The organism is Pseudomyxococcus flavus (assembly GCF_050038885.1).
Lineage (GTDB): Bacteria > Myxococcota > Myxococcia > Myxococcales > Myxococcaceae > Myxococcus > Myxococcus flavus.
The window spans coordinates 2,174,583-2,195,177 of record NZ_CP143624.1; the positions used below are offsets into that span (position 1 = coordinate 2,174,583).

General features: G+C 71.0%; 18 protein-coding genes. 8 read left to right on the top strand and 10 right to left on the bottom strand.

Features of this window, described 5'->3' with window-relative positions; all coding sequences use genetic code 11:
• The first annotated feature begins 128 nt into the window (after positions 1 to 128).
• The 3 genes from VZL07_RS09090 to VZL07_RS09100 are packed head-to-tail and all read left to right on the top strand — an operon-like array spanning position 129 to position 2,109.
• Positions 129 to 845: a MotA/TolQ/ExbB proton channel family protein gene (locus tag VZL07_RS09090; protein WP_426754965.1), complete on the top strand. Its 717-nt coding sequence runs from the start codon at positions 129 to 131 to the stop codon at positions 843 to 845.
• Positions 846 to 848: 3 nt separating this feature from the next.
• The gene (locus VZL07_RS09095) at positions 849 to 1,283 is read left to right on the top strand and encodes an ExbD/TolR family protein (protein WP_426754967.1); all 435 of its coding nucleotides are present in this window, start codon (positions 849 to 851) and stop codon (positions 1,281 to 1,283) included.
• Between the two features lie 16 nt (positions 1,284 to 1,299).
• Complete coding sequence (locus VZL07_RS09100) at positions 1,300 to 2,109, top strand: energy transducer TonB (protein WP_426754968.1); 810 nt, start codon at positions 1,300 to 1,302, stop codon at positions 2,107 to 2,109.
• Positions 2,110 to 2,121: 12 nt separating this feature from the next.
• On the opposite strand, the gene VZL07_RS09105 is transcribed toward VZL07_RS09100, so the two are convergent.
• Positions 2,122 to 2,610, bottom strand: coding sequence for a MarR family winged helix-turn-helix transcriptional regulator (locus VZL07_RS09105; RefSeq protein ID WP_426754969.1), 489 nt, complete (start codon positions 2,608 to 2,610; stop codon positions 2,122 to 2,124).
• Positions 2,611 to 2,792: 182 nt separating this feature from the next.
• Between VZL07_RS09105 and VZL07_RS09110 the strand changes: the two genes are divergently transcribed.
• Complete coding sequence (locus VZL07_RS09110; RefSeq protein WP_426754970.1) at positions 2,793 to 4,196, top strand: TolC family protein; 1,404 nt, start codon at positions 2,793 to 2,795, stop codon at positions 4,194 to 4,196.
• Between the two features lie 123 nt (positions 4,197 to 4,319).
• Entirely contained in the window at positions 4,320 to 4,529 is a 210-nt protein-coding gene (locus VZL07_RS09115; protein ID WP_426754971.1) for a hypothetical protein, read from the top strand.
• A gap of 26 nt (positions 4,530 to 4,555) precedes the next feature.
• On the opposite strand, the gene VZL07_RS09120 is transcribed toward VZL07_RS09115, so the two are convergent.
• Positions 4,556 to 5,602 carry a Rieske 2Fe-2S domain-containing protein gene (locus VZL07_RS09120; protein WP_426754972.1) on the bottom strand — a complete coding sequence of 349 codons (1,047 nt, stop codon included), beginning with the start codon at positions 5,600 to 5,602 and terminating at the stop codon, positions 4,556 to 4,558.
• A gap of 156 nt (positions 5,603 to 5,758) precedes the next feature.
• Between VZL07_RS09120 and VZL07_RS09125 the strand changes: the two genes are divergently transcribed.
• Complete coding sequence (locus VZL07_RS09125; RefSeq protein WP_426754973.1) at positions 5,759 to 6,610, top strand: DUF547 domain-containing protein; 852 nt, start codon at positions 5,759 to 5,761, stop codon at positions 6,608 to 6,610.
• A 7-nt stretch (positions 6,611 to 6,617) separates the two neighbouring features.
• Here VZL07_RS09125 and VZL07_RS09130 read toward each other — a convergent pair whose 3' ends face one another.
• Entirely contained in the window at positions 6,618 to 9,443 is a 2,826-nt protein-coding gene (locus VZL07_RS09130; RefSeq protein ID WP_426754974.1) for a cation-translocating P-type ATPase, read from the bottom strand.
• A 244-nt stretch (positions 9,444 to 9,687) separates the two neighbouring features.
• Between VZL07_RS09130 and VZL07_RS09135 the strand changes: the two genes are divergently transcribed.
• Positions 9,688 to 11,643: a DUF7594 domain-containing protein gene (locus VZL07_RS09135; protein WP_426754975.1), complete on the top strand. Its 1,956-nt coding sequence runs from the start codon at positions 9,688 to 9,690 to the stop codon at positions 11,641 to 11,643.
• 30 nt (positions 11,644 to 11,673) lie between these two features.
• On the opposite strand, the gene VZL07_RS09140 is transcribed toward VZL07_RS09135, so the two are convergent.
• A complete protein-coding gene (locus VZL07_RS09140) occupies positions 11,674 to 12,759 on the bottom strand; it encodes a Gfo/Idh/MocA family protein (protein ID WP_426754977.1) in 1,086 nt (361 codons plus the stop codon).
• Between the two features lie 391 nt (positions 12,760 to 13,150).
• Here VZL07_RS09140 and VZL07_RS09145 point away from each other — a divergent pair, with 391 nt between their 5' ends.
• Entirely contained in the window at positions 13,151 to 13,690 is a 540-nt protein-coding gene (locus tag VZL07_RS09145) for a VOC family protein (RefSeq protein WP_426754978.1), read from the top strand.
• Between the two features lie 7 nt (positions 13,691 to 13,697).
• Here the strand turns inward: VZL07_RS09145 and tpx are convergent, their stop codons facing one another.
• The 6 genes from tpx to VZL07_RS09175 all read right to left on the bottom strand — a co-directional run bounded on the left by tpx (position 13,698) and on the right by VZL07_RS09175 (position 20,592).
• On the bottom strand, positions 13,698 to 14,213 hold the full coding sequence (tpx, locus tag VZL07_RS09150; RefSeq protein WP_426754979.1) for a thiol peroxidase: 516 nt from the start codon (positions 14,211 to 14,213) through the stop codon (positions 13,698 to 13,700).
• Positions 14,214 to 14,246: 33 nt separating this feature from the next.
• On the bottom strand, positions 14,247 to 15,179 hold the full coding sequence (locus tag VZL07_RS09155) for an ROK family protein (RefSeq protein ID WP_426754980.1): 933 nt from the start codon (positions 15,177 to 15,179) through the stop codon (positions 14,247 to 14,249).
• 13 nt (positions 15,180 to 15,192) lie between these two features.
• Entirely contained in the window at positions 15,193 to 15,744 is a 552-nt protein-coding gene (locus VZL07_RS09160) for an NADPH-dependent FMN reductase (protein WP_426754981.1), read from the bottom strand.
• 1 nt (position 15,745) lies between these two features.
• A complete protein-coding gene (locus tag VZL07_RS09165; protein ID WP_426754982.1) occupies positions 15,746 to 17,116 on the bottom strand; it encodes a phosphomannomutase/phosphoglucomutase in 1,371 nt (456 codons plus the stop codon).
• A gap of 141 nt (positions 17,117 to 17,257) precedes the next feature.
• Positions 17,258 to 19,255, bottom strand: coding sequence for a serine/threonine-protein kinase (locus tag VZL07_RS09170; RefSeq protein ID WP_426754983.1), 1,998 nt, complete (start codon positions 19,253 to 19,255; stop codon positions 17,258 to 17,260).
• 272 nt (positions 19,256 to 19,527) lie between these two features.
• Positions 19,528 to 20,592: a mannose-1-phosphate guanylyltransferase gene (locus VZL07_RS09175; RefSeq protein WP_426754984.1), complete on the bottom strand. Its 1,065-nt coding sequence runs from the start codon at positions 20,590 to 20,592 to the stop codon at positions 19,528 to 19,530.
• Positions 20,593 to 20,595 lie beyond the last annotated feature (3 nt).

The following is a 20,595-nucleotide window of genomic DNA, read 5'->3' on the forward strand; positions in this document are numbered from 1 at the left end:
GCGGAGAGTTGGCGGCAAGCCGAGCCGTTCCATTTGACTTTCTGCGCCAAGGGAACAAGACATGGGCCCGCGAGTTGGCAACTGGGTTGCGCGTAACCCGCAGCCCACCTTTACCCAGGCTTCCCTCCATGACGCCCTTCCTCTTCCTGGCCCAGACGAGTCACTCCGAGCTTGGCTGGCTCAGCAGCAAACTGCTCGGCGTGACGCTCACCTCCGCCGAGTGGGTGCTCTGGGTGCTCGTCATCCTCTCGGTGCTGTCCATCGCCATCATGCTGGAGCGCGCCGTCTACTTCGCCCGCCACCGGCTGCCGGACTCCGAGGCGCTGGCGGTGCGGTTGGCCCGCGGTGAGTACGACGTCGCGCGCAAGGCCATTGAAGGCAGGAGCGGCATGGAGGCCGCCATCATCCGCGAGGCCCTGGCCTCGGCCGACCAGGGCGCGGACACCGTGGAGCAGGTGATTGCCTCCACCCTGTCGCGCGAGCGTCCCCAGTACGAGCGCTTCCTGTCGTACCTGGGCACGCTGGGCAACAACGCCCCCTTCATCGGGCTGTTCGGCACGGTGCTCGGCATCATCAAGGCCTTCCACGACCTGGGGCAGATGAACGCCCAGGGCGGCGGCGGGGCCATGCAGCAGACCGTCATGGCCGGCATCTCCGAGGCGCTGGTGGCCACGGCCGTGGGCCTGGCGGTGGCGATTCCGGCGGTGGTGGCCTTCAACGTCTTCAACCGCCAGCTCAAGACGCTCACCAGCCGCGCCAACGCGCTGGGCTACGCGCTGGTGGGCAGCATGCGCGCCGAGCGCCCCGCGTCCAGTACGAGCGCTCGCGCCGCGGAGGCTCGTTAGCCCATGGCCGGCGGTGCGCAGGACAACGACGACGAAATCACTGGCATCAACGTCACCCCGCTGGTGGACGTGGTGCTGGTGCTGCTCATCATCTTCATGGTGACGGCCAACTTCATCGTCCGCGAGACGGTGGAGGTGGACCTGCCTCGCGCCGCCAACGGCGGTGAGACGGTGCAGGGCCTGGTCAACGTGGTGCTGGACAAGGAGGGCAAGCTCTACTTCGACGGCGCCGAGGTCAGCGAGAAGGAGCTGGAGGCGAAGGTCGTCGAGGCGCTGGCCAAGGACAAGGAGACGCGCGCCATCATCAGCGCCGACCAGTCCCTTCCTTATGGCCGCGTCATGCGCCTCATCGACGTGGTGAAGGGCAAGGGCATCGCGAAGTTCGCGCTCAACATCGAGAAGGACGCGGCCCCCGCGGCCGCGCCCACCACGCCCTGAGGCGAGGCGTCAGTCCATGAGTCAGGCGGCCCTCGACAACGCTCCGACACCCCGACGCGACCGCTCGCTGGCCGTGGTCGGCCTCTTCCTGCTCGTGTCGCTGGGGATTCACGTCGGCGGCTTCTGGGCGCTCGGCAACGTGGAGGACCGGCCGCGCCCCGTCGCCAACCGCCCGGTGGAGATGGTGATGGTGGAGGTGCAGAAGCCGCCCCCGCCGCCACCTCCTCCTCCCGAGGAGCCGAAGCCGGAGCCGCCCAAGCCGCCGCCGCCGAAGCCCAGGGCCGTGAAGCCGCCGCCGGTGAAGGTGGCCGAGGCCCCCAAGCCCGTGCCCCCGCCGCCCGTGGACGCGCCCCCGCCACCCAACGACACGCCGCCGCCCGAGCCGCAGGCCAAGCCGCCACCGCTCGTGGTGGGCATGACCATGTCCTCCACCACCAGCGCGGGCTCCTTCGCCGCGCCCGTGGGCAACACCGCCTACGGCAAGACGGGCAACACGGCCAGGGACCCCAAGGACGTGAAGGGGTACAGCGCGCCGAAGTACGCGCCCATCTACCAGGTGGACTCGGAGCCCACCGTGGCCTCCGAGGTGAAGATTCCCTACCCGGAGGAGGCGCGGCGCGCGGGCGTCGAGGGCACCGTGACGCTGTCCATCACCATCGACCACGAGGGCAAGGTGGTGGCGGTGAAGGTCCTCAAGGGCCCCGGCTACGGACTCAACGAGGCGGCGCGGGACGCCATCCGCCGCTTCCGCTTCAAGCCCGCCATCAAGGGCGGCGAGCCCGTCTCCACGGAGATGAAGTACTCGTACACCTTCCTGCTGGACTGAGGCCCGGCCCGCCTACTGCGAGCACAGCGCCCGGCGCATGATGTCGCGCAGCGCGCACAGGTCCTCGTCCGCCATGCCGGCGATGGCCTCCGGCGGCTCCGACATCCGCTGCAGCAGCCGCTCGCGCAGCGCAGCGCCTTCGTCCGTCAGCACCAGCCGCTTCACCCGCCGGTCCTGCTCGGAGCTGCGCCGCACCACCAGCCCGCGCGCCTCCAGCCGGTCCACCAGCCCCGTCACGTTCGATGCGTCGCATGACAGGTAGGCAGCCAGCGTGCTCATGGCCAGCGGCCCTTCGCCGAGCTGCCGCAGCACGTGGGCCTGCACTGGCGACAGGTCGAACTCCGCGGCCAGCGCGGGGAAGTTCCGCATGTGGGTGTGCATCAGCTCGAAGAGGAGCGTCCACGCCTGGCGTGGCAGGTCTCCCTCAGGCTCGGCCCGCCCGTGCCCGTCCGCCGGCTTCTTCCGCTCCAGGTGCTCGCTGCTCCCGTTCATATCCCCCATGGTAATTCACCTGAGCCACCTAAACAATTGACTTCATCAACTATTGAGGGTTACTACATTCCGGAGCTTCCAAATTCGGACGTCATGGACTATGGCTCCCGACCCGAGGCTCAACCCGTAGCAAGTCCATCCCGGACGCAGTGGCCCGCGCCGGCGCGGGCCTTGAGGAGGTAGAGGCGGTCATGAGTTCATTCCTGGCGCTGTCCCTGGCGGCCACCCTGGCCGCGGCACCGCCGCCCACGCTGACCCTGGAGGACGCGCTCGAGCGCGCCCGCAAGGAGAACCTGGACCTCAAGGCCGCGCAGGCCCGCCTCACCCAGGCGGATACCGCGTCGCGCAAGGCCTGGGCCAACTACCTGCCCCAGATCAGCGTCAACGGCGCCATCACCCGCAACTCCATCGAGGCCGTGATTCCGCCGGGTCCGCTCGCGCCGGTTGAGGTCGTCATCCAGCCGCGCGTGCAGCAGCAGGCCCAGGGTCAGATCCGGCAGGCCGTCATCGCCCCGCAGCTGTGGGCCGGCATCCAGGCCGCCTACAAGGCGGAGCGCGTCGCGGCCCTCAACGTGGAGCAGGCCCGGCGCGAAATCTTCTTCGGCGTGGCGCAGGCGTTCTACGGCACCGCGGCGCAGGCGCAGGCGGTGACGGTCCAGGAGCGGCTGGTGGAGCTCAACCGCGCACGCGCCAACGACACGAAGGTCCGCTTCGAGGCGGGCACGGTGACGCGCGTGGCGCTGCTGCGCGCCGAGCAGGACCTGGCCCGGGCGGAGCAGGACCTGATCCGCGCGCGCAACGCGGAGGCTTCCGCCAAGCTGGTGCTCGCCACCCTGCTGGCGTTCGACAACCCGAACTTCGACGTGGCCCCGCCCCCGGAGCCGCAGGTCCCGGAGAAGACGGACACCGAGGTGCTCGTCGAGCGCTCGCTCGAGCAGCGCGCGGACGTGGCCGCGGCGCGCGAGCAGGTGGAGCTGTCACGCATCAACAAGCGCGGCGTGTGGCTCAGCTACCTGCCCAACGTGCAGCTGAGCGGCACGTACAACATCTCCAACGCGGCGGGCCTCGTCGGCTCGAACCGCTTCTGGCTCATCACCCTGGGGGCCAGCTGGACGCTGTGGGACGGCGGCCTGCGTGAGGCCAACCTGAAGGAAGCCTCCGCCGTCATCGCGGAGAACATGGCCCTGCAGCGCAAGGCCGAGCTCACCGCGCGCCAGGAAGTGAATACCGCCCAGCTCAACCTCGAGAACGCCCTGGCCAACCGCTTCAAGGCCGAGCAGGCCGTGGAGCTGGCGCGTGAGTCCCAGCGCCTCACCGAGGCCTCCTTCAAGGCGGGTGTGGCCACCTACCTGGAAGTGGCGGACGCCAACACCGCGCTGACGCAGGCGGAGATTGGCCTCGTCGCGGAGCGGCTCCAGGCCTCGCTCGCCGGGCTGAGCCTGATGCGCGCCGTGGGCGCCTTCGGTGCCCGGCCGCTGTCGGCGGACCTGAAGGTGGAGGACTCGGAGGCGCCGTTCCTCCAGCCGCTGCCCGAGCAGTCCTCGCCGGCGCAGCCCGCCCAGGAAGGGCCGCAGGACGCGCCGCGGCAGCAGTAACACGCCGTGGCCATGACGGCGCCCGGCCGGCCTCCGGGCGCCGGGCCGGGCGCCGGTTGTGGACGCCTCACGCCAGCCGCACCCTCGTAGAGAGGCATTGCATGCCTCTCCGAGGAGAACGTCATGGCAGAAGGCAATTGGGGCAACTGCAAGGGCTGCCGTTACTTCGCCAACCAGCACCCCCAGAGCGCGAGCGACACGCACCGCTGCATGCAGCCGGAGCTGTCCGAGTTCGAGCTCGTGGTGTCCGGTGAGAGCGGCTGCAACGCCTTCGAGGCGCGCACCGGGCTGGGCACCCCCGTCTACGAGGAGCCCGCCCCCTCGCTGCACTGAAGACCGCGTGCGTGCCCCGGCGGGCCTCAGCGGCCCGGGGCCTCGCGCGTGAGCGGCACCACCGCGGCAGGCTTCGCCCCCGCGCCGTAGTAGATGCGCTCCAGGAGCCGCCGCTGGTGCACCAGCGGCGTGTCGAAGCGGTCCAGCCGCATGCCCTTGTGGCTGTACGGCGTGTCCGCCACGGTGGAGATGAAGCGCGCGTCGTCGCGCACCTCCCACCAGGTCAGCGCCATGGCCGCCCGCGCCGCCACGGGCAGCAGCGGGCGCAGCAGGGGCTCCTCGGTCCTCAGGAACGAGAAGACGTGCAGGCGCGTGGTGCGCGCCGTCTCCGGCACGAAGAAGATGTTGGCGCGGGTGATGAACGGGCGAGGACGGCCATCCGGAGACGCCCAGTGGATGGTGTACTGGCTGCGCACCGGGTCGAAGCGCGTCACCCAGTCGTTGTGGAAGAAGTCGCCGTCGCGCACGCCCAGCACCGCCATGATGGGCGCGGGCCGCTGCGGGGCGCGGTAGCGCACCTCGGTGCGGTCCTCCAGGTTGCGCGCCTCGAACTCCACCCGGCCCGCGTTCGGGTCGTCCCAGCCCAGCCGGGTGTGGACGTAGGGCGTGTGCTCGTCCTCGCTGAAGTTGTCGAGCGACACGTGCAGGGGCGCCGCGAAGTGCGTGGAGAACGCTCCCCCGAAGACGTAGCCCTCGTCACCCATGTCCGGCATGGCGGAGAGCGGCGTGTCGCGCTCGGCCAGCCAGAGGTAGCCGTAGCGCTCCACCACCTGGAAGCTGCGCGCGTCGCAGTGGCGCAGCTCCGGCTGGCTGGGGTTGCTGCCTCGCCCCTGCGCGTCGAAGCGCCAGCCGTGGTACGGGCACTGCAGCCGCCCATCCGCGCGAACCTTGCCCTTGGACAGGGGCGCGAAGCGGTGGGGACAGGCATCCGCGAGCGCCGCGGGCTGCCCCGAGCCGTCCCGGAACAGCGCGTAGGCGCGGCCCGCCAGCTCCACGCGAACGGGCTTGCTGCCCAGCGAGCGGGCGGGAAGCACCGGATGGAAGTGACGGATGACCTTGGGGGTAGGCTCCATGGAGGCCCAGTATAAGTCGGCGACTATCCTCGTTTGGAATGGCCTGCGCGTTACGCGGGATGAACGGGAGGGCCGGGCAGCCCCCTTCCCCCTGGGTTATGCTCCCCGCCCGTGGACACGCCCACCGCTCCTCGCCGCCGCCCCAGGGTGATCGCCGTGCTGCTCGTCATGGCCGCGCTCGTGGCCGCGGGAGGCGCGCTCCACGTCCAGGGCCTGATTCCCGCGCGGGTACCCTCCGCGTCGACGCCGTTCGACTACTACGGCTACGCGAAGGTGCTGAGGCACGTGCGCGCCAATGGCGACGTGGACTTCGCCTCCATGGGGCGCGAGCGCAAGGTGCTGGACGGCTTCGTCGACTCGCTGGCGTCTTTCTCCCCCCACAACCGGCCGGACGTCTTCCCCACGCCGGAGGACGCGCTGGCCTACTGGCTCAACGCCTACAACGCGCTGGTGCTCCAGCAGGTGGTGGATGGCTATCCGTATCTCGAGTCGGTGCGGCAGCCGTGGCTGGGGCGCTTCTTCTGGGGCCGCTCCTGGCCGGTGGGCGGCGAGCGGCTGACGCTGTGGGCGCTGGAGCACCGCGTGCTGCGCCGGGAGTTCGCCGACCCGCGCATCCACCTGGCGCTCTTCCAGGCCGCGCGCGGCGGTCCGCGGCTGGACGGCTCGCACTTCCAACCCGAGTTCCTCGACTCACAGCTCAACGAGGCCGGCCGCCGCTTCGTGGGGGACCGGCGCAACGTGCGGCTGGAGCGGGACACCGTCTACCTGGCCTCGCTCTTCGACGAATACCGCGAGGACTTCCTCGCCGCGCTGCCCGAGGGCCGCCGCGGCAACGTGCTCCAATTCGTCTGGGCCTTCCTGCCCGACACCTGCGAGGAGCGCCCGGGCTGTGACACCCGGAGCGACCTGGACCGCGCCTGCGGCCCCCGGCTGGACCAGTGCCGCATCGCCTTCATGGAGCGTGACTGGACGCTGCCGGACGCCGCAGCCCGGCCCGCGCGCCCCTGACGGCCCCTCACGCCGGCACACGCTCACGCAGCCCCGCGGCGCCCCGCCCGGACGAAGCGCCGGTGTCCTCCTTGCGCTGGCGCAGCCACTTCTCCAGGCCCACCACCGGCAGCACCACCGCGCCCACGAGGATGGACAGGCCCACGTCCTTCAGCCCCAGGGGCGCGGTGCCGAACACGCGCTGCATGAAGGGCAGATACATGAAGGCCACCTGGAGCAGCACCAGCGTGCCCATGCCCACGAACACCGTGCGGTTGCTGAAGAGGCCCACCTTGCGCACCGAGCCCATGAGGCTGCGGCACATGAACAGGTAGAACATCTGGAAGCTGATGACGGTATTCACCGCCATCGTCTGGGCCTCGGCCAGCGCGTGCTCGTGGCCGACGCGGGGCAAGTCCCGGCGGAACTCCCATAGGAAGAGGCCCATGGCGCCCGCGGCCATCAGCAGCGCCACCAGCCCGGTGCGCATCACCACGAAGCGGCTGAGCACCGGAGCCGAAGGGTCCCTGGGGAGCCGCCGCATGACGTCCGGCTCCCGGGCCTCGAAGGCCAGTGGCAGCGCCAGTGACACCGTGGCCACCAGGTTGATCCAGAGCAACTGCGTGGGCAGCATGGCCATCAGCGGCACCAGCCGTCCGTCCACCTCCTGGATGGGGAAGAGGGACACGCCGAACAACAGGATGAGCGCCAACCCCAGGTTGGTGGGCAGCACGAAGGCCAGCGACTTGATGAGGTTGTCGTAGACGCGCCGCCCCTCCTCCACCGCCGCGACGATGGAGGCGAAGTTGTCATCCGTCAGCACGATGTCCGCCGCGTCCTTCGCCACCGCCGTGCCGGTGATGCCCATGGCCACGCCGATGTTGGCCTGCTTGAGCGCGGGCGCGTCATTGACGCCGTCCCCCGTCATGGCCACCACGTGCTGCCGCCGCTGGAGCGCGCGCACCAGCCGCAGCTTGTGCTCGGGTGCCACGCGCGCGAAGACGTTGGAGCGACGGGCCACCTCCTCCAGCGCCGCGTCATCCGTGGCGGCCAGCCGCGCGCCGGTGACGCCCTCCTCCTCCGGCTTCAGCAGCCCCAGCTGGGCGCCAATGGCCGCCGCCGTCGAAGGGTGGTCGCCGGTAATCATCTTCACCGTGATTCCCGCCTCGTGACAGGCGCGCACCGCGGCCATGGCCTCCTCGCGAGGCGGGTCAATCATCCCCTCCAGGCCCAGCAGCCGCAGGCCGCCCTCGACGTCCTCCATGCGCAACGCGGTGTGGGAGACGGACACCTCCCGGTACGCCACCGCGAGCACCCGCATGCCCTGCCGCGCCATGCCGTCCACCTCCGCCAGCACCGTGGCGGACGAGATGCCGCCCTCCAGGATGCAGCGGCGCAGCACGACCTCCGGCGCCCCCTTGAGCAGGATGCGGCGGCCGCCCCTCCCGTCCTCGTGCAGGGTGGCCATGAACTGGTTCTCCGACTCGAAGGGGATGGCGTCCACGCGCCGGTGAGCCTGCCGGGCGTCGTCCACGCGCAGGCCCGCCTTCTCCGCCGCCACGAGCAGCGCGGCCTCGGTGGGGTCGCCCGTCATGTCCCACTGTCCGTCGCGGTGCTGGAGCGCGGCGTCGTTGCACAGCGCGCCCGCCCGCAGCAGCTCGCACACGTCCGGCGGCGGCACCTCCACGTGCTGGCCGTCCCGCGTCAGCGCTCCCCTGGGGGAGTAGCCCACGCCGCTGAGCGCGTAGCGTCCCGCGGGCGTCCACAACGCCTGCACCGTCATCTCATTGCGGGTGAGCGTGCCCGTCTTGTCCGTGCAGATGACGGTGGTGCTGCCCAGCGTCTCCACCGCAGGCAGCTTGCGGATGACGGCGCGCCGCGCGGCCATGCGCTGCACACCGATGGCCAGGGCGATGGTGACGATGGCCGGCAGGCCCTCCGGAATCGCGGCCACCGCCAGGGTGATGGCCACGATGATGGCCTCGCTCACCGCGTAGCCCCGCACCAGGCCCACCCCCAGCAGCGCGGCGGAAATCACCAGGATGCCCACGGTGATGTACTTGCCGATGACAGCCAGCGCCTTCGTGAGCGGCGTCTGGAGGTCGGCGGCCTCGCGGAGCAGCGTGGAGATGCGGCCCAGCTCGGTGGCCTGCCCCGTGGCCACCACCACCGCGGTGGCGGAGCCGGACGTCACCAGCGTTCCGCCGAAGAGCAGGCTGGCGCGGTCGCCCAGCTCGGCGTCCTCCGGCACCGGCGCCACCGCCTTCTGCGCCGGCACGGACTCACCGGTGAGCGCGGCCTCCTCCACCGTGAGGTTGCGCGCGGTGAGCAGCCGCATGTCCGCGGGCACCTTGTCGCCCGGCGCCAGCTCCATGACGTCGCCAGGGACGCCCTGCGCCGCGGGCATACGCAGCTTGCGGCCGGCGCGAATCACCGTGGCGTTCTCCGGCACCATGCGGCTGAGCGACTCGATGGCCTTCCCCGCGCGGTACTCCTGCACGAAGCCGATGAGGGTGTTGAGCACCACCACCGCCGCCACCACCAGCCCGTCCGTCACCTTCCCCATGATGACGGCCAGCACCGCGGACGCGATGAGCACCCAGATGAAGGGGCTGTTCACCTGCCGCCACAGCAGCTTCAGCGGGCCGTCCCCCTTCGCGCGCTCCAGCACGTTGGGCCCGTGCCGCGACAGGCGCGCTCGCGCCTCCTCGTCCGTCAGCCCTTCCGACGTGCTGCCGAGCTCCATCAGCACCCGGTCCGGAGGCAGGGCATGCCACGGCCGGGATGAGTCGGCAGGCGGCCTGACAGGCGCTGGTGCATCCGGCTGCGGTGGCGGAGAGGGCTGGTCTTTCATCCGGTGGCTCCTTCCTCCGCAATCTGGCCACGGTCCCGCGCATCTCCACCTGGGCGGAGCGCGGGTGGACAGCGCATTGCCTTCCAGGGCCATTGTTCCGGCACGACAGGGAACCCCAGGCGCCCGCGAGGACATGGGCGTGATGACGCCGGCGTGTTTTCTCGCACCCGGAGGACGCCTGCCATTGGCACCGCGAGTGCAATCAATTTGCAACGGACAATGGGTCCGGGAGGCGCAAGTGATTGTGAAGCAGTGGAGAATGGGCTGGGGCCTGCTCCCCATCCTCGGGTGCGCGGTGGGCTGTGGTGGCGCGGTGACAGAAGGGATGCTGGAGGAGCCCCAGGCCGCATCGGCAGAGGTGGAGGCAGCGGCGCTGCCGCCGGGCTGCGAGGACCTGGGTATCGAGTACGACAGCAGGGGACGCAACGCAGGTGACACGTATGTCGTGCAGGACGCGCCCGACACGCCCCACAACACCTCCCAGGTGCTCATCTCCGATGGCAACCCCAGACAAGAAGCCTATCTGCGCTTCCGGGTCGAGGCCTCCTCCGCCGCCGTCGTCCAGGCGACGCTGAGACTCTACGCCCAGGATGGCTCGAGAGACGGCCCCGCCGTGTACGCCACCCGCGCGGACTGGGACCCCTACACCCTCACGTGGAACAACCGCCCCGCGACCACCGGGGCGCCGCTGGCGAACGTGGGGGCCATCGCCTCCGGCACCTTCGTGGAGTACGACGTCACCGCTCACGTGACGGGCAGCGGACTGTACAGCTTCGCCCTGATACCGGAGGTGGGGGACGGCACGGACTTCGCTTCCACCCGGACGCTCTCCTATGGCCGTGGCCCCGAGCTGCGGCTGCGGCTCCGGGAGACACGGCCGCGGTGCCAGCACTGGGGAACGGGCGGCGCCGTCAACGCCGCCTACCGGGAGAGCGCTCTCCCCCGCGCCCTGGCCACGGACAGCAGCGGCGGCTTCGCCACGCTGAGCAGCTACGAGAACCCCAACATCCCCTCCATGGAGGGGATGCGGCTGACGCGCTACGCCGCGAGCGGCATCCCGATGTGGACGGCGGATTACTCGCAGGGCAACGCCTCGCTGAGGCTCGGGGGCCTCGTGCTCACCCCGCTGGGCAACCACCTGATGTACGGGGACTTCCACGGGACGCTGGACTTCGGGGCCGGGCCCGTGCCCGGAACGGGCCCCGGCGCCAACGGCCTCTTCATCGCCAAGTTCTCTCCCAACGGAGGGTTCGTCTGGGCCAGGGCCTTCCGTGCGTTCATGGACGTGCAAGGCACTCCGATGTCAGCGGCGCTCTGGGCCAATGACATCGCCACCGATGCCAATGGCAGCCTCATCGTCACGGGGATGTTCCGGGGCCGCACGGACCTGGGAGGCGGTCCACTGGACGCGGGCCCATCCAGTCATGCCCTGGATGGCCGCATGGGGATGTTCCTCGCGAAGTTCTCCTGGGAAGGAACGCACCTGTGGTCCCACGCGTTTTCGGGTGACAGCGATGGCGATACGCAGGGCCTCACCGTCGCGACCGACAGCCTGGGCCACGTCCTGGTGGGTGGCACCACGAGCGGCACCAACGCCCTGGGCACTGCCGCCCCCCAGACACCCTTCGCCGCCCGGTTCTCGCCCGCGGGCATGCTCCAGTGGGTGCGCCGCCTCGACGGAGCCTATGGGGGCGTGCGGGGCGTCACGGCGATGCCGGGTGATGCCGTGGCCTTCAGCGGCCAGTTCAGCGGCACGTTCACCTTCGCGGGGACGCCGCTGACGAGCATGACCGAGCGGCAGGACATGGTGCTGGGGGTGCTGGAGCCCACGGGGACGGACCGCTGGGCACGCCGGTACGGTGGCGGCGAAGGTGAATACAACCGCGGCCTCGTCTCGGACGCGCAGGGCAACCTGCTGACCATGGGCATCTTCAACTACGAGACGAACCTGGGCGGCGGTGCCTTGAACCCCTATGGCGCCAGCGAGGTGAATGCCTTCGTGGCCAGCTACGGGCCCGATGGCACCCACCGCTGGTCCCGAGGCATCGGAGAGGGGCTGGTCCCGACACTGCTGGGTATGACGCCCTCCGGCGAGGTGCTCTTCGGGGGCTACCTCGAGAGCCAGGAGGTCATCCGCGTGGACCAGACGATGTACACCGAAGATGACGGACCGGGCCTCATCCTGAAGCTGTCGCCCTGAGCATGGCCGCCCCTCCGGGGCTTGGCGGCCTCACGCCCCGGTGAAGGGTTGAACCCACCGGCGCTCCCCATGCGAGCGCCGCGCCGCGTCCAGCACCTGCTGGTTGCGCCAGCCGTCCTCCAGCGTGGCCGCGCCCTCCACGGTGGTGCGGCCTTCGCGCAGGGCCTGGGTGAACGCGCGGGCCAGCAGCAGGAAGCCCCGCGCCCATTCATTGTCCGGCAGTCCGCGCGGAAGCTGCGGCTCCGTCGGCAGCTCCACCCGCTCCCAGGCGCGGGCCCCCACGGTGGAGCGCCACAGCTCACCGCCCTCCACGCGCAGCCCTCCGCGCGCGCAAGACACCTCGATGCCGTGCACGGGCTTGCCGGGAGACACCATCGACAACTCGATGGCGGCGGTCGCCGCGCCGAAGCGGAGCAGCAGCCGCGCCTCGTCATCGCTCGTCACCGGCCGTGGCCGCCCCGTGAGCGCATCCGGCCGATGGGCGGTGTGCGTGGTCAGCTCGCCCAGCACCTCGTCGGGCTCGGCGCCCAGCACGAAGCGCAGGGTGTCCACCGCGTGCGAGCCGATGGCGCCCAGAAGGCCTCCGCCCTGGGACGCGTCCGACCACCAGTCCCACGGCCGCTCCGGCGAGGCGCGGTTGTCGTTGCGGTAGTAGACGTGCGCGCTGCGCACCGCGCCCAGCTCGCCGGAGCGCACCAGGGCCCGCAGCCGCTGCCGCGCGGGCAGGAAGCGCAGCTCGTGGTCCAGCAGCGCCAGGACGCGCCGCTCGCGAGCCGCGTGCCACATGGCCCGGGCCTCCTCCGCATCCAACGCGGTGGGCTTCTCGCACAGCACCGCCTTGCCGGCCTCCAGCGCCGCCAGGGTGATGGGCCGGTGCAGCGCGGGCGGCGTGGAGACGCACACCCACTCCACGTCGGGCCGTGACACCACCTCGCGCCAGTCTGTCGTCACGTGGGGCACGCCGAGCTGCCGGCCCGCGGCCTCCGCTGTCTCCCGCCGCGCGCTGGCCAGGCTCACCACCTCCACGCCGGGCAACGTGCGCAGCACGGGCACCTGCGTGGTGCGCGCGAAGCCCGCGCCAATGACGCCCATCCGAATCGTGCGTGCCGTGGCCATCTCAGCCTCCATGGAATGAAGCGATGACTCGACGCGCAGGCTGCGTCCAAGGCGCTCCCCTGCCAATGACCTCGGGCCCCAAGCCTTCAAGAGCTTGCAGGAGTCACAGGCTGGCCGCCGCTCCCTGATGAATTCCTGAAACGCGCATTGGACCGTGAGCACAGGCCCCTGCCAGTCGCGACAGCCGCCGAGGCACGGATGTGGCCCCAGGACGCCCTCCTCCGGGTGGCAACGCCTCGTTCCGCTCCAACACCATGCGCCCACCGGCTGCGCGCCCACGACTGAACACCCGCCTGTCCCGCGGGGCAGCCGGATTGACGGCACACGGAGCCCGGCCGCACCGTGGACCGGCTCAGCCGTCGGCGTTTCCCCCATCCCAGGAGCGTGCGCCATGCCCTCTGCCTCCCCTGTCCGCGGCATCGACCATGTCGGCATCACCGTGCCCGACCTCGAAGCGGCAACGGCCTTCTTCGTCGAGGCGCTCGGCGCGCAGGTGCTCTACGACTCGCTCGCCAAGGGAGACCCGCCGCAGGAAGGCGAAGACCTGGAGCGCCGCCTGCGCTTCCTCCGAGGCTCCAGCATCCACGCGATGCGGCTGCTCCGCCTCGGCAATGGCCCCAGCCTGGAGCTGTTCGAGTACGCGGCCCCCGAGCAGCGCCCGCCCGCGCGCCCCAATGACCTGGGCCTGCAGCACATCGCCGTCTACGTGGAGGACATGGACGCGGCGCTCGCGCGCTTCCAGGCGGCCGGGGGCGAGGTCTTCTCCCGCCCACACGCGCTGCCAGCACCGGAGGAGGGCCCCGGCAATGCCTTCTGCTACGCCCGGGCCCCCTGGGGCACCGTCATCGAGCTCATCAGCTACCCGTCACCCCAGCCCTACGAGCAGCAGACCGCGCTGCGGCGATGGAGACCGCCGCCGGAGCGCGGCTGACGACGCGTCACAGCGACTCGCGGACCGCCTTCAGCGCGGCGTCGTAGTCCGGCTCGTGCGTCATCTCCGGGACGATTTCCCGGAACACGACCTTGCCCTCACGGTCCAGCACGAAGGTGCTGCGCGCCAGCAGGCCCAGCTCCTTCATGAACACGCCGTACTTCTCACCGAACTCGCGGTCCTTGTAGTCCGACACCACGGTGACGTTCTGGATGCCCTCGGCGCCCACGAAGCGCCCCAGCGCGAAGGGCAAATCCAACGTGACGAACCACACCTTCACGTCCGGGCCCAGCGCGGTGGCTTCCTTGTTGAAGGCCCGAAGCTGCGCCGCGCACACGCGCGTGTCGATGCTGGGCGCCACGCTCAGCACCACCACGCTGCCCTTCGTGTCCGACAGCTTCAGCGTGTCGTTGAGCCCCTTGTAGGCGGTGAAGTCCGGGGCGGCGTCGCCCACCTTCACCTCGTTCCCCACCAGCGTCAGCGGCTGTCCCTTGAACGTGACGATGCCCTTGTGCTCGGCCATGGAGTGTTTCTCCTCTACGGGTTGGGACGCGGCCTACTTCACCAGCAGCGCCGCGCCAATCAGACCGCTGTCGTCTCCCAGCTCCGCGTCGGCGATGAGCAGGCCCTCGCGCGACGTCATGGAGGACCATTCGCGCACGCCCTCCTCCACGCGGCGCCGCAGGCCCGGGCAGTGCGTGAGCACCCCGCCCCCCAGCACCAGCCGCGCCGGGTTGAGCATCGTCACCATGTTGGCCACCGACAGCGCCAGGAAGCGCGCCGCGCGCTCGTAGACCTCGGCCGCCGCCACGTCACCGGCCTCCGCGGCCTTCTCCAGCGTCACCGGGGTGATGCGCGACGGGTCACCGCCCGTCAGGCGCTGCACCTCCGGCGCGTTGCCGCTGGCGAGCAGCTCGCGCGTCTGCGCGATGAGGTTGTGGCCGCCGACGTAGGCCTCCAGGCACCCCAGCTCGCCGCAGCCGCAGCGGCGCCCGCCGGGGACCATCTTGATGTGGCCCAGCTCTCCCGCCACGCCGCCGCCACCGTCCACGAGCCTGCCGCTCGCGACGATGGCGCTCCCCACGCCCGAGCCCACGAACACCACCAGCATGTCCTGGGCGCCGCGGCCCGCGCCCGCGTGCAGCTCACCCCACGCCGCCGCGGCCAGGTCGTTCACCACGCGCACCGGCTGGCCCAGCCGGTCCGTGAGCAGGGCTCCCAGCGGCACGTTGCGCCAGCCGAGGTTGGGGGCGACGGACAGCACGCCCGAGTCCTTGTGAATCTGCCCGGCGGCCGCGACGCCGCACGCCGCCAGGGGCACGCCCGCGGCCTTCACGGCGTCCGCGGCGGCCTGGGCGATGGTCTCCACGACTCCCGCGGGGCTGCGCTCGACCAGGGCCACCTTCGCGGCGGCAATCAGCTTGCCCACCCCGTCCACCACGGCGGCGCGGGCAAAGGTCCCACCCAGGTCGATTCCGAGCGTTGGCATGGCGCGTCCTCTCTCAGGCCTTCAGCTTGGAAACCAACGCGGCCGCCAGCGCTTCCACGTCCTTCTGGCGCGCCGCGTCCTTGAGCTTCCCGTCCGGCGTGAAGGCGTCCCCCACCCGGGCCATGTGCACCTGCGTGGGCAGCACGTGCGCCCCCACGGAGGCCATCACCTGCCGCAGGTGCGGCTGCATGCGCGCGGTGCCGAAGACACCGGGCGTGGCGCCCATCATCGCCACCCACTTCTCCTGGAAGAGCTTCCCGGGCGGGCGGGACACCCAGTCGATGGCGTTCTTCAGGCCACCGGGGATGGACGAGTTGTACTCCGGGCTGGCGATGAGCAGGCCCTGGGCCTTGCCCAGGCGCTCACGCAGCTCCTCCACCGGCGCCGGCAGGGCCTTGGCCTCCACGTCACCATCGTAGATGGGCAACTCCAGCGTCTTCAGGTCCACCACGTCCACCTCCGCACCCAGCGCGCGGGCGTGGGCGACGGCGATGTCCAGGAGCTTGCGGTTGAAGCTCCCGCTCCGGAGGCTGCCACTGATGGCGAGAATCCGCGGCGTCGTCATGTCAGCCCCCGACCTCGACCTTGACCTTCTCCACCGTGCCCTCGATGAGGGCCTGAATCTCCTTGAGGCGCTCGGGGGTGTTCGCCTCGAAACGCAGGACGAGGATGGGCTGCGTGTTGGAGGCGCGGATGAGGCCCCAGCCATCCGGGAACGTCACGCGCACGCCGTCCACGTCGATGATGTCATGGCCCGCCTCGCGCAGCGTCTCGGTGGCCCGCTTCACCATCTCGAACTTCTTCTCCTCCTTCGTGTCGAAGCGCAGCTCCGGGCTGGCGTACGTCTTGGGCACGTCGGACAGGAGCTGCGACATGGGCGCCTGCTCGTGCGTGAGAATCTCCAGCAGGCGCGCGGTGGAGTAGATGGCGTCGTCGAAGCCGAAGTAGCGGTTCTTGAAGAAGATGTGGCCGCTCATCTCCCCGGCCAGCTCCGCCTGCGTCTCCTTCATCTTCGACTTGATGAGCGAGTGCCCGGCCTTCCACATGACGGGCTTGCCGCCGCGCTTCGCGATGTCGTCGTACAGCGTGTAGCTGCACTTCACCTCCCCGACGATGGCCGCTCCCGGGCTCTCCTTCAGCACGTAGCGGCTGAAGAGGACCATCAGCTGGTCACCCCAGAGGATGTTGCCCTGGTCGTCGATGACGCCGATGCGGTCGCTGTCGCCGTCGTAGGCGATGCCCACCTCGGCCTTCTCGCGCTTCACCGCCGCGATGAGGTCCTCGAGGTTCTCCACCACCGTCGGGTCCGGGTGGTGGTTGGGGAACGTCGCGTCCATCTCGCAGAACAGGGGCACCACGTCGAAGCCCATGCTCTGGAACAGCGGCACCGCGATGGCGCCGCCCGTGCCGTTGCCGGCGTCGATGACGATGCGCATGCCCTTGCGGCCCACCTTCACCGTCTGCCGGACGAAGTGGTTGTAGGGCGTGATGATGTCGTAGGGCGTCACCGTGCCCGGCTTGTTCCCCACCTCGAAGTCCCTGGCCTCGATGAGCTTGCGCAGGGCCTGGATTTCGTGGCTGTGGAAGGTCGTCTTCCCCGCGCCAATCTTGAAGCCGTTGTACTCGGGCGGGTTGTGGCTGCCGGTAATCATCGCCAGGCCGTCCACCGGCAGGGTGTTGGCGGCGAAGTACGTCAGCGGCGTGGGGACCACGCCCACGTCGAACACGTTGAGGCCCGTGGAGGTGAGGCCCGCGCAGAGCGCGTCCCGGAAGCGGGTGGAGGACTCGCGGCAGTCGCGGCCCACCACGATGGAGCGCCCGCCCTGGCGCCGGACGATGGTGCCCAGGCCCTTGCCCAGCAACTCCACCACGTCGGTGGTGAGGTCCTTATCGACCAGGCCTCGGATGTCGTATTCGCGGAAGATGTGCGCGTTCATGAAGGTGTCCCCGCCCCCGTGAAGCCGGAGGGCATGGCAGAGGGCGGCGGACTCTACACGAGCGCGGGCCAGGGGGGCACCCGGCCACAGGGTGCTCCCGGCCTGTTGGAGGGCCAAGGGGCCTGGAGGTGCCCGGCCTCGCTACGAGAGCGGGGACGGGTCGGCCCGAGGGCTCGAGTGCAGCACAGGGGGCATGGAGGGGACCAGCCCCTGCGTCCGCTGGCGCAGCTCCTGGTAGTGCCGCAGCCAGGCGACGTTGAGCGGGTCCAGGGCGAGCGCGTCGGCGTAGCGGGAGAGCGCCGCCCGCAGGGCCCGCTGCACCTCCAGCGCGTGGCCCTGGGTGAAGAGCGCCCGTGCCCGGGCCTCCGAGCCGGGACGCGCCGACAGGAAGGCGTGGCGCAGGGGCTCCACCTCCTCGTCCGGCAGCCCCGCCGCCACGCAGCGGGCCAGGCCGGAGAGGTTGCCCCGCACGGCATCGAAGCCCGCACGGCTGAGCGGCTCGCCCAGGGTGCACCGCGCGGACTCCACGCGACCCCGCAAGGACTCCAGGGCCCGGCGCTGCGAGGACGGCAGTGCGCGCGCCCGGAAGCCCTCCAGTCGGCGCAGGGCGGCGCTGGCGCGGCGGCGAATCTCCTCGAAGTCGGCGTCCGGCCGCGCGCCCAGCAAGGCATAGGGGTCCTGGGCGGACTCGGCGGCCCGGGCGAGCAGCCGCGCCAGCTCTCCATCCGGCCGCGGCTCGGGCCTCTGCGCCTGGGTGCTCTCCTCCAGCATCCACGCCACCCACTGGCGCAGCGCCGCCTCGGGCTCGGCGAAGTGGATGAACGCCCCCGCGGCCACACCCCACGTCCGCGCCTCATCGCCCGTGACGTGGCGGACCACGTCGCCCTCGCACGTCACGGTGCGTCCTTCATAGGACAGCTCCACGCCCAGGCGCGCGGCCAGCGGTGGCAGCGTGCCCTCCCAGGCGGCGAAGAAGCCGTCCACCGAGACATCACTGGCCGCCACGGGCACCCAGCCACCGTCGACCCGCAGCCGGACCTCCAGCCCCGCGGGCGCGGCGACGCGGGGCGCGGGCGCCTCCAGCACCGGCTCCGCGTGGGCCACCGCGCGCAACGCCTGGTGCAGCGGCGTGGCGCCGTCCGCCGGAATGGACTGGCCGAAGATGGTGACGTTGCCCTCCGGCACCCGCATCTCCGGCAGCAACAGGATGGGCTGCTGATGCGTGGGCGCTTCGTCCTCGTCCAGCACGATGTCGATGTCCACCAGCAGCTCCACGTCGTCCACCAGGGCCGATGCGCGCTCGGCCGCCCGGGTCCGCGGGTCCATGCAGTGCACCAGCGCTTCGCGGAACGTGCGGGCATCCGGGAAGCGCTCGCCGGGACGCGAAGCCAGGGCCCGCAGCAGCACCGTGGACAGCACCGGGGGCACGCAAGGGTTGAGCACGTGGGGCTCGGGCGGTGCCAGCTCCCCCGCCCGGCCAATGCCGAAAGGCAGCCGTCCCGTGAGCAGCAGGTAGCCCACCACGCCCAGCGCGTACACGTCCGCGCGGCCGTCCACCGTCTCACCAGACCACTGCTCGGGGGCGATGAAGGCCGGAGAGCCCACCACCATGCCGCGGGCGCGCTCCTCGGGAGACAGGCTCGCGCTGAGGATGGCGCTGGCGCCGAAGTCGAGCACCTTCACCCGCCGCGCCCCCTGCGCGTCCCGGGTGAGGACGAGGTTGTCCGCGGACAAATCCCAGTGCATCAACCCCCGCGCGTGCGCGGCCTCGACGGCCTCCAGCGCCTGGGTCAGCAGCTCCACCGCCTCCACCGGCGCCAGCGGCATGGGCAGGCGCGAGAAGGACTCGCCGTCGGCGTACTCCATCAACAGGCAGGGCAGGCCGCCGGGCCCCGGCCGTGCGTCCAGGACGCGCGCCACGTGCGGGTGCGCCAGCTCGCGCAGCGCCAGCGCCTCCGAATAGAAGCGCTGCCGCACATCGGGCCGCGCGGCCAGGTGCGGGTGCAGCACCTTCACCGCGAAGCGGTGGCCCGTGGGCGGGTACTCGGCGAGGTACACCGTGCCCAGCGCCCCCGCGCCCAGCCAGCGGCGGAAGACGAGCGGCCCGTGCCGGTGGCCCTCCAGACAGCTCGCCGACACCGCGGCACCGCTGGCAGTGGCCGGGCAAGGCGCCCCGACCGGATGGTCCACGTCACACTGCGTGCACGCCATACCCCACCACCCTTTGTCGCCCCGAAGCGGGGCAGGCGGTGGGGCCCTTGCAACCTGCGTGCAGAGGACCCTTGTCCAGTCGCGGACAGAGCAAGCCCCCAGGCGACCGAGCGCCCCCGCGAATCAGGGGCTGGCGGCCGGTAATTCTTCCAGGGCCGGAGTCGGGCGTTTCTCCAGCGCACCCGGCCCCACCTGGGCGCCTACAGGTACTTCGTCAGCTTGCGAGCCTTGAGCGCCTCCACCACCTTGCGCACGTCCTGGCTCTTGTCCTTGGGCACCACGAGCACCGCGTCGCCGGAGTCCACCACCACCATGTCGGTGAGGCCCACCACGGACAGCGGGCGCTTGTCGGCCAGCACCACGCAGTTGTGGCAGTCCACCACCACGGCCTGGTTGCCGGACACCACGTTGCCGTTGGCGTCGGCGGGGCGCACCTCGGGAATCGCCGCGAACGAGCCCACGTCGGACCAGCCGAAGTCCCCGGGCAGCACCGCGATGTTGGAGGCCTTCTCCATGACGCCGTAGTCGATGGAGATGGAGGGCAGCTTGGGGAACACCTTCTTCAGCACCCCGCCGAAGGTCCGCTTGCCCACGGCCTTGCGCAGGGCATCCAGGCCCTTCTGCATCTCCGGCATGTGCTTCGCGAACGCCTCCAGGATGACGTCCGCGCGGAAGACGAAGATGCCGCCGTTCCACAGATAGTCCCCGGACGACACGTAGCCGCGCGCCGTCTCCAGGTCCGGCTTCTCCTTGAAGGCCTGCACCTTGCGGCCGCCGCCCTCCAGCGCCTCGCCCAGCTGGATGTAGCCGTAGCCCGTCTCCGGGCGCGAGGGCTTGATGCCCAGCGTGACGATGTGCCCCGACTCCGCCAGGTCCGCCGCGTCCGCGAGGGTGCGCTTGAAGCCGGGCACGTCCGCCACGTGGTGGTCGGAAGGCAGCACCACCATGACACCCTTCGGATTGCGCGCGGCCACCTGCACCGCCGCCAGGGCGATGGCGGGCGCGGTGTTGCGGGCGACCGGCTCCACCAGCAGGTTCGCCTTGGGCAGCCCCTTCACCAGCTTCGCCGCGGTCCTGGCGTGCTGCGGGCCACAGACGATGAAGGTGTCCTTCACCGAGGCGAGCCCCTTGAGGCGCGAGGCCGTGTCGGTGATGAGCGGCTGCTTGGACGCCAGCGGCAGGAACTGCTTGGGCCGCGCCTGACGGGACAGCGGCCAGAAGCGGGTGCCGGAACCACCGGCCATGATGACGGGGTAAAGGGCCATTGC